Origin of the sequence: Algoriphagus winogradskyi, assembly GCF_900182815.1 — a bacterium.
Taxonomy (GTDB): Bacteria; Bacteroidota; Bacteroidia; order Cytophagales; family Cyclobacteriaceae; genus Algoriphagus; species Algoriphagus winogradskyi.
Genome location: NZ_FXUA01000001.1, coordinates 737,076 through 750,260, shown reverse-complemented (window position 1 = coordinate 750,260; position 13,185 = coordinate 737,076). Strand labels below are relative to the sequence as shown.

The 13,185-nt window shown below is 40.6% G+C and carries 12 protein-coding genes; 7 read left to right on the top strand and 5 right to left on the bottom strand.

Going from position 1 to position 13,185, the window contains the following annotated elements; genetic code table 11:
* The first annotated feature begins 57 nt into the window (after window positions 1-57).
* The 6 genes from QOL76_RS03200 to QOL76_RS03175 all read left to right on the top strand — a co-directional run bounded on the left by QOL76_RS03200 (window position 58) and on the right by QOL76_RS03175 (window position 8,161).
* The gene (locus tag QOL76_RS03200; RefSeq protein ID WP_283411582.1) at window positions 58-1,305 is read left to right on the top strand and encodes an efflux RND transporter periplasmic adaptor subunit; all 1,248 of its coding nucleotides are present in this window, start codon (window positions 58-60) and stop codon (window positions 1,303-1,305) included.
* A gap of 93 nt (window positions 1,306-1,398) precedes the next feature.
* Complete coding sequence (locus tag QOL76_RS03195; RefSeq protein WP_283411581.1) at window positions 1,399-1,752, top strand: four helix bundle protein; 354 nt, start codon at window positions 1,399-1,401, stop codon at window positions 1,750-1,752.
* Window positions 1,753-1,927: 175 nt separating this feature from the next.
* Complete coding sequence (locus tag QOL76_RS03190; RefSeq protein ID WP_283411580.1) at window positions 1,928-2,623, top strand: ABC transporter ATP-binding protein; 696 nt, start codon at window positions 1,928-1,930, stop codon at window positions 2,621-2,623.
* A gap of 118 nt (window positions 2,624-2,741) precedes the next feature.
* The gene (locus tag QOL76_RS03185) at window positions 2,742-3,107 is read left to right on the top strand and encodes a four helix bundle protein (RefSeq protein ID WP_283411579.1); all 366 of its coding nucleotides are present in this window, start codon (window positions 2,742-2,744) and stop codon (window positions 3,105-3,107) included.
* Between the two features lie 34 nt (window positions 3,108-3,141).
* Window positions 3,142-5,502 carry an ABC transporter permease gene (locus tag QOL76_RS03180; RefSeq protein ID WP_283411578.1) on the top strand — a complete coding sequence of 787 codons (2,361 nt, stop codon included), beginning with the start codon at window positions 3,142-3,144 and terminating at the stop codon, window positions 5,500-5,502.
* 205 nt (window positions 5,503-5,707) lie between these two features.
* Window positions 5,708-8,161 carry an ABC transporter permease gene (locus tag QOL76_RS03175; RefSeq protein ID WP_283411577.1) on the top strand — a complete coding sequence of 818 codons (2,454 nt, stop codon included), beginning with the start codon at window positions 5,708-5,710 and terminating at the stop codon, window positions 8,159-8,161.
* A 109-nt stretch (window positions 8,162-8,270) separates the two neighbouring features.
* On the opposite strand, the gene QOL76_RS03170 is transcribed toward QOL76_RS03175, so the two are convergent.
* From QOL76_RS03170 to QOL76_RS03150, 5 genes are all read right to left on the bottom strand, one after another.
* On the bottom strand, window positions 8,271-8,714 hold the full coding sequence (locus QOL76_RS03170) for a hypothetical protein (RefSeq protein ID WP_283411576.1): 444 nt from the start codon (window positions 8,712-8,714) through the stop codon (window positions 8,271-8,273).
* A 286-nt stretch (window positions 8,715-9,000) separates the two neighbouring features.
* Window positions 9,001-9,225, bottom strand: coding sequence for a hypothetical protein (locus QOL76_RS03165; RefSeq protein WP_283411575.1), 225 nt, complete (start codon window positions 9,223-9,225; stop codon window positions 9,001-9,003).
* Window positions 9,226-9,320: 95 nt separating this feature from the next.
* A complete protein-coding gene (tnpA, locus tag QOL76_RS03160; protein WP_283411574.1) occupies window positions 9,321-9,767 on the bottom strand; it encodes an IS200/IS605 family transposase in 447 nt (148 codons plus the stop codon).
* A 942-nt stretch (window positions 9,768-10,709) separates the two neighbouring features.
* Window positions 10,710-11,588 carry a hypothetical protein gene (locus QOL76_RS03155; RefSeq protein WP_283411573.1) on the bottom strand — a complete coding sequence of 293 codons (879 nt, stop codon included), beginning with the start codon at window positions 11,586-11,588 and terminating at the stop codon, window positions 10,710-10,712.
* A gap of 80 nt (window positions 11,589-11,668) precedes the next feature.
* Window positions 11,669-11,815, bottom strand: coding sequence for a hypothetical protein (locus tag QOL76_RS03150; protein ID WP_283411572.1), 147 nt, complete (start codon window positions 11,813-11,815; stop codon window positions 11,669-11,671).
* Window positions 11,816-12,362: 547 nt separating this feature from the next.
* Between QOL76_RS03150 and QOL76_RS03145 the strand changes: the two genes are divergently transcribed.
* Window positions 12,363-12,938: a hypothetical protein gene (locus QOL76_RS03145; protein WP_283411571.1), complete on the top strand. Its 576-nt coding sequence runs from the start codon at window positions 12,363-12,365 to the stop codon at window positions 12,936-12,938.
* The last annotated feature ends 247 nt before the right edge of the window (window positions 12,939-13,185 follow it).

The following is a 13,185-nucleotide window of genomic DNA, read 5'->3' as shown; positions in this document are numbered from 1 at the left end:
TTGCATGGCATACCATTTGGCATAAAGGGGATAGCCCGAAAATGGCATTTACACACAATGGATAGAAAAATAGCTAAGAAAACCTGGACCCCTAAACGTATCGCCTGGATAGTAGGCGTAGTTGTTTTAGTCGCCGGCATTATTTATCAAATCGGATTTGCAGATCATAGATCCACTATGAATGTGGAGAAGGATCGCTTAAGTATCGCGACAGTTTCGAAAGGGGAGTTTACCGATTACATATTAGTGTCGGGTCAGATCGAACCAGCTCAGACATTCTTTCTCGATGCAGTCGAAGGCGGTATGGTAGCACAGATCGTTCGTGAATCAGGAGCGGTGGTGGAAGTGGGGGATACTATTTTGATTATGGCTAATTCCAATTTGCAATTGGACGTGATGCAGCGTGAGACCATGCTTTATGAGCAAATCAACAACTTACGTCAAACCCGTCTTTTCCTTGATCAAAACGATTTGAGTCAGCAAGGTCAATTAGCAGAGATAGATTATCAGATCAGTTTACTTGAGCCACAATATAAAAGATTCAAAGAGCTACATGAGAAGAAACTGGTTTCTGACCGGGAATTTGAAGAGGTAGCTGAGCAATATGAATACAACCTGAAAAGAAAGGAATTGACTTATAAGTCGTATAAAAGTGATTCCATTGCCAGATCGTATCAGTTGGCTCAGCTCCGCCAGTCTGAGAGCAGGATGAATGCTTCGCTGAATGGAGTAGGGCAGATCCTCGATGGTTTGGTGATCAAAGCACCCATTGCAGGGCAGCTGGCTATGGAGCAAATTGAAGTTGGTCAGGCGATCAATTCAGGTGAGCGATATGGTCAGATTGATGTACAGGATGAATTCAAAGTTCGAGTGCCGATCGATGAATTGTACCTACCAAGAATCGGTCGTGGGCTGAGAGGAAAGTTCACTCTCAGTGGTGTAGATCACGAATTGGAGATCACGAAGATCTACCCTACAATTACAAACGGGCGATTTGAAGTCGATATGAGATTTACCGGGGAAAGCCCACAGGGAATCAGAAGAGGGCAGAGTGTAAGAATCAGATTGCAGTTAAGTGATAGCGAGCAAAGTTTATTGCTACCTACAGGCGGATTCTTCAAGGATACTGGCGGAAACTGGGTGTTCGTGATCAATTCCGATGGAAATGCCGAAAAGCGAAATATCCGTCTTGGCAATAAAAACCCTGAATATTACGAAGTGCTGGAAGGATTGGTAGAAGGAGAGAAAGTGATTATTTCTGGGTATGAGAATTTTGGGAAGAATGAGATTTTGGATTTGAAGTGAGGTAAGACGGAAGACCGAAGACGGGAGACGGAAGACCGAAGAAAGTAAGTAGTGACAATGAGCGATACTAGTCAGAATTTAAGATGATGGGATATGGAATTTAAATTTGAAAAATTGATCATTTGGCAAAAGGCTATGGATCTGGGTGAGGAAATTCATGTTTTGTCCAAAGACTTTCCAAAAGAAGAATTGTATAGCCTTACTTCTCAAATCCGAAGAGCAGCTGATTCTATCGCTTTAAACATTGCCGAGGGATCGATTGGTCAGACTAACCCTGAGCAAGGAAGATTTATTGGCTACGCGCTGAGGTCATTAGCAGAGGTTGTTACTTGCTTGCACAAAGCAAAAAGGAGGAAATACATTGAGGAATCACTGTTTGAAAAACTCTATTCGGAATGTTTCAATCTGATGAACATGATTATAGGATATAAAAAAGCGATTAAATAAAAAAGCAGGATGACATGAGACAGGGTCTCAAATACTAAAAAACATAAAATTCTATCACTAATGGTGGGGGTTCAAAAGACTTCGGTCTTCGGTCTTTAAAAAAGAAATCTATAAATAAAGTAGGAAGGTCCAACCCACTTCGGTCTTCGGTCTCCCGTCTTCAAACTCAAAAAACATGAACGTAATCAAAACTGTCAATCTCAGAAAAATGTACGCTACCGAGGAGGTAGAGACAACTGCTTTGGATAACATCCAGATTGAAATCAAAAAAGGCGAATTTGTCGCTATCATGGGTCCTTCAGGTTGTGGTAAATCCACACTCCTCAATATTCTCGGCCTACTGGATAATCCTGATGATGGAGAGTATCACTTTCTTGAACATGAAGTTGCAAAATTCTCTGAAAGACAGCGTTCCTCACTCAGAAAGGGAAACATCGGCTTTGTCTTCCAGAGCTTCAACCTGATCGATGAATTGACTGTATTCGAAAACGTAGAGCTTCCATTGCTTTACCTTAAAATCGCAGCAGATGAACGCAAAAAAAGGGTAGAAGAAGTGCTTACCCGCATGAATATCATGCACAGAAGAAACCACTTCCCTCAGCAGCTTTCTGGTGGTCAGCAGCAGCGTGTGGCTATTGCCAGAGCAATTGTAGCTAAGCCTTCCGTGATCCTTGCCGATGAACCTACAGGTAATTTGGACTCTACGAATGGCGAGGAAGTAATGCGTCTTTTGGAAGAATTGAATAACGAGGGGACTACCATCGTCATGGTAACTCACTCTCCGCATGATGCTAACTATGCTCACCGAATCATTAACCTATTTGATGGTAAAGTAGTGACTGAGAATATTAGGGAGCAGTTTCACGTTTAAAGTCGGGAAGTAGGAGGTTAGGGAGTAGGAAGTCGGGATGTAGGAAGTTTGGTGATCACAGTATATGTGGTTATTGAGCTTTGTTGTCGATTGATATATAATTTAAAACGAATAATTGATGGATTTTAAATTTGAAAAACTTCGTATCTGGCAAATTTCAATGGTATTTGGCGAGATGATTTTTGGAATGTCTAAAGATTTTCCAAAAGAGGAATTGTACAGCCTTACTTCTCAAATCCGTAGAGCAGTTGACTCTATTGCATTGAATATTGCAGAAGGAGCGACTGGTAATTCTCAAGCTGAATTCAGGAAATTTGTTGGCTATTCCTTAAGATCACTAGCTGAGGTAGTGACCTGCCTTCACAAAGCAAAACTTCGCGGATACATTGAAGAAGAATCCTTTCAGAATAGTTATAAACAAGCTTTTGACTTGATGAATAGCATCGCCGCCTTTAGGAATACACTAAAATCAACCGATAAATAACCTCCCACTTCCAACCTCCAACCTCCCCCTCCCCATGCTCCGCCATCATATCCTCCTCGCCTTCCGCAGCTTCATGAAGTCCAAGCATATTTTTGCTATCAATCTCTTTGGGTTGACGGTAGGTCTGACTACGGTCATTCTGATTTTGCTATGGGTGAAGGATGAAATGAGTATTAATCGCTACCATACTCAGGTAGATCAGATTTACCAGGTGATGACGAATCATGATAATTCCACCGGGATTGTTACCGTGCCTTACACCCCTGCGTTGATGGCTGAAGCTATGAATGTAGAATTGTCTCAGGTGGAAAAGGCAACAGCGCATTCTTCTTTTATTGATGGTGTTACTTTCGAGCAGGGAGATACTAAAATGACCGGGGGTGGGTTTTTTGTAGATCAGGAGTATTTCCAGATTTTCGATGTGGATTTTGTTGCTGGAAACCCGCAAAAAGCATTAACGGATATCAATGCCGTCACGCTCTCTGAAACTTTGGCTACCAAACTTTTTGGAAGTCCACAATTGGCTTTAGGCAAGTCTCTGAAATGGCAGGCTTTTGAATTTATGAATGAGGTAGAAGTTACCGCAGTTTATAAGGACTTCGGGAAACTAGACCTTGATAAGCCTGATTTTCTGCTTGCATTTCCCTATTTCAAACAAATGCTGGGAGAGGGCGCCCATTGGGATAATTACAATTCGACCACAACTGTCCTCTTAAAAGAAGGAACTGACATCAATGGTTTTAATGCCCAGATCTCTGATTTCATTACAACTAAGGAAGTAGAGTCCAATGTCTCAGTCTTTGTACAGCCATTTGGAGATACCTATCTGTATGGCACTTATGAGGATGGAAAAGTAGCCGGCGGAAGAATCAGCTACGTAAAAATCTTTTCAGTGATCGCCATTTTTATCCTGGTTATCGCATGCATCAATTTCATGAATTTGACCACGGCCAGATCTATGAGTAGGTTAAAGGAAATTGGTGTGAAGAAATCCATGGGAGCAAGTAGAGCTGGTCTTTTCGGCCAATTCATATCAGAATCACTGGTTTTGACCCTATTTGCCCTAGTCTTAGCAGTGTTGTTGTCTTTTGTTCTTCAGCCCTTTTTCAATCAGGTCACTTCCAAATCCCTGACGCTATCATTTCAGCCAGATGTGCTGATCATCTTATTCAGTGTCTGGTTGATTACCGGATTATTGGCAGGGATTTACCCAGCTATATACCTCTCCAAGTTTAAGCCAGTGGAGGTGATGAAAACTACTATCAAGGGAAGTTTTGGAGAGCTTTTAGCCAGAAAAGGCCTGGTAGTATTTCAGTTTTCAATCTCACTTCTACTGATTATCGGGATCACGGTTTTGAGCAAGCAAATGAGCTATATCCAAAATCAAAATCTGGGTTATAATCAAGCTCAATTATTGGAATTGAATGCTTCTGGAATCACTCCAAACCAATTGGAGGCCTATCTTGAAGAAACCAAAAAAGTAGCTGGGGTAAGCAATGCATCCAGCCTATCACACCCATTGGTTGGACTTTCCAGTTCGACTATAGGTCTGACTTGGGAGGGGAAAAATGAAGAGGAACAAGTCAAATTTGAAAATATCAGTATCAATATGGGTTTGATCGAAACCATGGGTTTTGATATGGTGGCAGGAAGAGCCTTTTCTCCTGAGTTTGGGGAGGAAGAAAGTAAAATAATCCTAAACGAAGCTGCAGTTCAAACTATAGGTTTCCAAGATCCAGTGGGGCAAATTGTCAACCTTTGGGGGGATGATATGGAGGTGATCGGAGTAGTGAAAGACTTCCATTTTGAATCTTTGAAGGAAAAAGTAAAGCCAGCTTTTTTGAAATATGATCCGAGTTTTGCTCAAAAGGTAATGGTGAGAATTGAGTCAAATGATCAGCAGGCTAGTATTGCAGGTGTTTCCGATATCTATGAAAAATTCACTGGACAGCCCTTGAACTATTCCTTTATGGATGAAGATTACCAGTCGCTTTATGCCTCCGAGCAGAGGGTTTCCAAGCTGGCAAAATACTTCGGTGTTATGGCGATTTTCCTGTCTTGTCTAGGTTTGTTTGGCTTGGCCGCATTTACTGCAGAGAAGCGCAAAAAGGAAATTGGAGTGCGCAAAGTCATGGGAGCTTCTTTAATGAGCGTGCTGACTTTGGTTTCAAAAGACTTTATCGAATTGATCCTGGTTTCTATCCTGATCGCTATTCCTATTGCCTGGTATTTCGCGAATAACTGGCTTGAAAGCTATGCCTACCAGACAGATTTGAGCTGGTGGATATTTGCTGGATCAGGTGTGCTTTTGATTGTGATTTCTCTGATTACCGTAGGATATCAGGCGTTTAAAGCAGCCTCTGCAAATCCTGTGGAGTCTTTGAAAAGTGAGTAGGAAGTAGCTGATAATAAGACTTAAGTAGCAAGTATCAAGTAACTAGAATCAAGAGTCAAGAACCAAGAAGCTAGATCGAATAAAAAGGAAAGACTTATAGATTGGAGGACAAAGACAACCAGATATCTGGCAACCTTACCGCCTTCCAAAATCTGAATTTTAAATCTTCCAATTTTCCTATGTTTCAATCCTTAATTATCTAACCATGCTTAAGAACTATTTCAAAATCGCCCTCAGAAACTTAAAGAAGCATAAGTTCTACACCTTCATCAATATCCTAGGGCTATCGGTGGGTGTGGCGGTCTGCATGATTATCTCACTTTTTGTAATCAATGAGCTTTCCTACGACAAGCACTTCAAAGATGCCGATCAGATCTACAGGATTCATGCGGATATCATTTTTGGTGGGAATCATTGGAATATGGTCCAAGCACCGGCTCCAATGGCTGAAGCTCTTCCTGAGGAATTCCCTGAGGTGGAATATGCGGTTAACTTTAGAGGACGTGGTTCTTACCTGGTGAAAAAAGTAGATCAGAACATCAAGGAAAATGGCGTAATCTGGGCAAGCAAGGACTATTTCAATGTTTTTGGAACTCCGCTTCTAGAAGGAAACCGAGATGGGGTATTGGCAGAACCAAATACCATGGCCATCAGCAAGAGTATCGCAGAGAAGTATTTCCCAGGGGAAAGTGCCATAGGGAAATCCTTGATTTTGGATAATGACATGGATTTTAGGATCACTGGAGTCTATGAAGATATTCCTCAAAACAGTCATTTCCACTTCAATTTTTTATTGGCCATGGAAGGCTTGGAAGAAGCGCAGACCAGTTCATGGCTAAGTAATAATTTCCAGACTTATCTGAAAGTAAGAGAAGGCACAGATCCTGACGCTTTAAATCAAAAATTACAATCTCTGGTAGAAAAGAACATAACACCTGAGTTGGGTAACCTATTCGGCGAAGGAGCTTCGCTGGAGACTATGTTTGTAAATGGTGGGAAAATGGAATATGAAGTTCAGCCGCTTTTGGATATCCACCTGAAAAGTGACCTGATGGGAGAATTTGAGCCTAATTTCAATGTTACCTACGTCTATCTGTTTGTGGCAATTGCTCTGTTTATTCTGGTTATTGCCTGTATCAATTTTATGAATCTATCCACGGCGAGATCTTCTTCCCGTGCCAAAGAAGTAGGAATTCGGAAAGTGATGGGTTCATTCCGAACGCACTTGATCCGACAATTTTTGATGGAATCCATACTACTGAGCTTTATCTCCTTTTTGATTGCAGTGCCGCTGGTTTCTTTGTTACTGCCTCTGTTTAATGACTTGGCAGCGCGGGAACTTGCCATGCCATTTAGCTTTGGGCCCTTTTACCTGATTCTGATTTTAGGCGCGATTGGTACGGGCGTACTGGCAGGTATTTATCCGGCATTTTTCCTTTCAGGCTTCAAACCGATTAGCATTCTGAAAGGGAAGGTTTCCATGGGAATGAAAAGTGGAATGATTCGAAGCTCGCTGGTGGTATTTCAATTTGCGATCTCTATCATTTTGGTGATCGCCACTATCGCAGTTTTCAACCAGCTGAATTACATACAAAACAAGAAGATCGGCTTCAATAAGGAGCAGATTATCACCGTGGATGATATCTATGCTTTAGAGGGTCAGGCGGAGACCTTCAAGCGAGAGATTCTGGCAAATAGTATGATGGAGTCGGGGACAATTACCGGATATCTGCCCGTGTCTGGAACCTGGAGATCAGACACGCCTTGGTGGGCAGAGGGCAGGGATCCCAAGCAAACCGAAAATATGGTCAGCTTACAAAACTGGCAGGTGGACTACGATTACGTGAAGACCATGGGAATGGAAATAGTGGAAGGGAGAGATTTTTCCATGGATTTCCCCTCTGATTCCAGCGCTGTGATTCTCAACGAAACAGCCGCAAAGAAATTCAACTTCATCGGAAATCCTATAGGTCAAAAGATCTACTCCATGGCGGGTAATAACGAGACCGCTAATTTGGATGAATTGGAAAGTAAGACTGTGGTAGGGGTGGTCAAAAACTTCAACTTCGAGTCGCTCAAAGAAAATATAGGTTCAGTGATGATCTTTCTGAGTGAAAGTCCAAGCGGCATTGCTTCCTTCAAGTTCAATTCTGCAAATACAGATGAGGTAGTAAGTTTCATCGAGGCAAAATGGAATGAACTGGCTCCGGGGCAACCCTTTACTTATTCTTTCCTGGACGATAGATTCGGGCAAATGTATGCCTCAGAAACCCGTCTAGGCAAAGTCTTTGGCATCTTTGCTGGTTTTGCAATTGTGATTGCTTGCTTAGGACTATTTGCATTGACAGCCTTTACGGCAGAGCAGAGAACCAAGGAGATTGGTATCCGAAAAGTGCTGGGTTCCAGCATAGGAAGTATTGTAGTATTACTCTCTAAGGAGTTCGCCAAGCTAGTTCTTATCGCATTTGTGATCGCATCGCCTATCGCTTGGTATGCCATGCAAAAGTGGCTGGAAGACTACCAATTCAAGCAGGAGTTAGGCTGGCAGGTATTTCTTGGTGCAGGTTTATTCGCTATTCTGATTGCCTTGCTGACTACGAGCTATCAATCGATTAAGGCTGCTACTTCAAATCCAGTGGATTCATTGAAAAGTGAGTAGTTTTTAGAGTAGCAAGTATCAAGAAGTAAGACCTAAGATTCAAGACACAAGAGCCAAGTCAGAAAGCTAAAGGCTGAGATCTGAAAAGTAGATTAGACCTTTGAGGTTTTTAAAACCTCGAAGGTCTATTATTAATTTGTGACTTATTCTTTTTATTCACTTTCTTGAAATGAAGAACCGACCCATCAGGAAGGATGATTGTTTTGGTTCCCCGTTTTTTAAAGAAAAAGAATGGGTATCCTGAGTATGGTTTTGCAGCTACTTGCTGGGAATCATCTTGTGAGAATAGGATGGAATGGGTTCCATTTGGATTTACAATGATTTTCGAGTTTCCATTCCCAATAATTTGTGAATGAGTACCATCGGGATTTACCAAGATATTGTTGCTGCCCGGATTCACGGCAACGGAGTGGGTTCCGTCAGGATTGACTATTACTTTGTGAACGCCATGATCAATAACCACTGAGTGAGTTCCATCTGGATTTACGATTACCGATTGAGCAAACAGTCCAGAACTCAACATCGCGAAAAATAGGATTACCAAGATTTTCATAATAGGTTTTACTTGGACAGGAGAGAAAAGGTTTGGAAAATATACTGAAGGTTTTTACCAATTATAAATTGGTTAGAATAGGAGGGTGGGATTACAAATCCCACCCAGTCCCAATCAATGATTTGACTACGCTCAGACGGGTCAAAAAGAAAATTCTTCGTTTTTTTTATGGGTGAACCAAAAAGACCAGGAATAAAAAGCAAAGTTACCCAAAGACCTTTGAGGTTTTCAAAACCCGGAATGTCTCATCTATAGGACCATTCCCCCGAAGCAGCACAAAATCTGATCAGAGCTGCTCAATATCGCCTATTAGCCGCTCGCTATTCATTCCGAGGTGATAATTATGTGCTTCTTTCTGATCCATAGCGGCTTTAAGCTGATAAGTATGTGTTCTGAACTGATAATTCGGAGATCGAAGGTGATAGTCAAGAGTTTCAATCTGATATTGTTCGACCCATTCTGGGTCGTGGGGTTCACTTTGGGATATTCGTTTACCATGGGTTGCACCCATGGTTATTAATGGTTTGACCCCATTGGGGGTCTTGCTTTTAGTTCTAAATTCACAAGCACGACCACGGAGTGGGTGAACCTTTTGCAATGTAAAAATCACAATAGATATTTAGGATCAAATTTGATTTCATATTCATTCAACAAGGATTTGTACTCATCTTCAAATGAAATGGTACGATGATGCTCCTCTTGGTTTTTGATGTACTTCATTAGCCTTTCTTTGGCTTTTATAGTTTCTGAAAATGCGCCATAGCCATCCTGCCACCCCTGGAAATCAGGAAAAATCTTCTCCTCCTTTATCAAGTCATCACTGGCCAATTTGATGTCTTTTACCAGATTAGCAATCGCAATCGTCGGATGGATATGGGTTAAAATATGTAGGTGATCTTCCACGCCATTGATCCGATATAGGTGACAATTTTTGTTGGTGAGGAGTTGATGGATGTAGGCAAAAAGTCTGCGTCTGTCGTCTTTGATAAGTGTGGGTTCCCGGTGTTTGGTGGAAAAAACTATGTGGTACATAAGCTGTGTGTAAGTGCTCATAAAAATCTGGATTTAGTGGAAAAATGGAGTGTTGGAATTTCGGGAATTTGGGTGGTATTGGCAATGGGTATTATGTAAAAGTTCGACCACCTTCGGGGTCTTGGGGTGGATTTGGATGCTCTTTTACCGTAGGTTGCACCCATGGCTATTGAGAGGTTTGATCCTTTCAGGATCATGTGTTCAGAACGGTTATTGAAAGATTAGATTTCAACCGCAATGGGCATGCATTTCAGGATTATTTAAATAGGTAAGTTTTTGCTTTCACCTTATGACCACGTAGTGGTCCAACTTTTCAATAACCGCGGGTGCAACCCGTGGAAGTGAAATAGTGATGGGAAATGGCAACCCCAAAGGGGTTGAACATATCGGGAATTGCAAATGCTAGAATATAAAAAAGCGTAGATACAATCTACGCTTAGTATAGGTTTCTACTCTTAGTGGAGTGTTGGAATTTCGGGAATTTGGGTGGTATTGGCAATGGGTATTATGTAAAAAGTTGGACCACCTTCGGGGTCGTGGGGTGGATTTGGATGCTCTTTTACCGTGGATTGCACCCATGGCTATTGAGAGGTTTGATCCTTTCAGGATCATGTGTTCAGAACGGTTATTGAAAGATTAGATTTCAACCGCAATGGGCATGCATTTCAGGATTATTTAAATAGGTAAGTTTTTGCTTTCACCTTATGACCACGTAGTGGTCCAACTTTTCAATAACCGCGGGTGCAACCCGTGGAAGTGAAATAGTGATGGGAAATGGCAACCCCAAAGGGGTTGAACATATCGGGAATTGCAAATGCTAGAAACTGTTACTAAGCGTAGATGCAATCTACGCTTAGTAACAGTTTCTATTCCCAGTGGGGCGTCAATTTCGCGGTCTAAGTGGGGCTCAATAAAACCTCAAAACAGAAAGGCAATAGAATATACAGAGGTAGGAATCCAACATTAATTATTTTTTAAAAATAAGTACAACCGTAAATAATAAATGATTCCAAATACTGATAGAATAGATGCGATTTCTAAGCTTAGAGTTTTTCCAAATAATAAATATGTCAAAATTTCCCCAAGACAAATAGAAATAATGAAAACAAAAATCAATTCCAATAATTTTCGCCTATTAGAAAACTTAAAAACAATTACACGAAAACTACCAACAATAAAAAAAATAACTGAGAGCACAAAAAAGATTAAAATTTGAATCCCATTTAAACTAGTATAAACATAAATATATTTATTCAAATTAAACGGGTCCCATTCATCTGAGGATTTAAATCCTGTAATCCCTTCACCTTTATAGATAAAAAGTGGATTAAGGTTATACGGTTTGGCATTAGGGAACTCATGTATAATGGTAATCCAAAGTTCATCACCTTTATTTAACAGAAATTCATCTATTGTGACAGAATTATCTAAAGTATCAACTTGCAATTCTTTTGGATCTTCAGATAAGTAAGACCCTTCTAATAAAACAGAATAAATTTTACTTTCCAATGGAAGTTGTATCTTAATTAAGTTAGATTTTTTATCGTTTTTTATTGGAATATGCCCAGTATTTTTTATAACCCATTCCGATATAGATATTTTATTTGGACTGTATGGTGGAATTTCTAATTTTATTTGTGACGGCATTAAGTTTAAATATTCATTTTCACCCAATGAATCATAAAATCTTATATAATCCTCAATATCAGATATATAAATATCTTGATAATCTTTGCTTAATGTTAGTTCCTTCGAATCTAATTCTTTAAAATATGAAAGAACCAAAATGATGAATGTGAGAATTGAAATTATGAGCGATGCAATTCCAAATAATTTTTTCATATAATAAAAAATCTATATTAATTTTTAGCGAAATTTAACTCCTGAATGATAAATCAAAAATGATAAATTAAAATTATATATTACTCACCCCCTTCCACTATCCTAATCTCCTCCTCAGTAAATCCATATAACTCATACACCAAAGCGTCGATTTCGGCATCGATGCGATTGATTTCGGTCAGGGATCTGAAAGGTTTTTCAGCAATTGATGTATAAAAAAGAGGCATCTTCGGGTAATTGATAAAAACTGATTCCTAAAGATATCATTTACCCTGAAAACGAAAAGCAGTTTTTTTATTTCCTAATGCTTTTAGGCTATCTGAAAGCATTAAAAGATACATGTATAGATAAGGAAGGTTAACACCACCTTACTCCTTGCTCACCACGGTCTGTAGTACACAGACCACGGGATACAGATCGTGCCTTTGGCACTCATGGCTTCAACATCAATTTCACTCTCCCTGAATTTCGCTTCGCTGTATTCAGGGCTGATACTGGATGTGCCGTTGGCACAAAAGTAGGTGCTTAGGCCTTTCAAGATTCTTGGTTCAAGGCTTCCTCCACCTAGGTCTGTGCCTGTCTGCCATGGCGGATCACCACAGACCGAAATAAACTATATTGGAAGAGCGAAACGACATAAACTGAAAAAAAAAGAGGCTGTGGGACACAGACCATGGGGAATGAAAGTGGTCTGTGAGACACAGACCACGGGGTGGGAAGTGTAAATGGAGGGATCAACTGCAACTTTGCCTAAGTCAGTTCTGTTTAACTACCATGCATACGCTTGAGCCATATTATAACTGGAGACATCTTTACATCGCTGCGGAGGATCCTCAATCTCCGTTTTTTGAATATCAGAACAGTGAGATTCACTTTACGGATCAGATCTATAATTTTCTGATTCACCCACAGTGGGATAGTATGGAGTCTGAGACGCTTTTTCTGAAAGTTCTCTATGCAGACTATAACCTTGGTTTTGCTGTGATTGAATTTATTGGTGAGTGGAATGACCTGCTGAACAATAACATCATGACCTTGAAGCGGAATATCATAGAATTGATGATCGCAGAGGGCATCAATAAATACATACTGATTTGTGAGAATGTGCTGAATTTCCACGGGGATCTGGAGGCTGATGATTACTACGAGGAATGGCAAGATGAATTAGAAGAAGGTTGGATCGTCATGCTTAACCTGCAGGATCATGTCCTGTCTGAAATGAGCAGGTTTGGTGTAGACCGGTACTTGGTCATGGGAGTGAAGTTAAACGATGTGAGTTGGCGAACCCGTCACCCCAAACAGCTTTTTGAAGCAATTGATAAAGTGGTGACCAGGAGGTTGGGTGGTTAGGTTTTTATATACCTCGGTCTGTGCCTGTCCGCCGTGGCGGATCACCACAGGACGAACTGAAATAAACTAAACTGAAAGTGGTCTGTGGGACACAGATCATGGTGGAGAAATTTTGTCTGGTTCTAGCCTGAAATAATCCCCCTTGTCCCCTTTTGGAAAGGGGGAATTGCCAAATTTGAACTTCTAGCTTTAATTCAAAGTAGGTATTTACAATTAAGCAGATACACATATGTTTTTATCAATAATA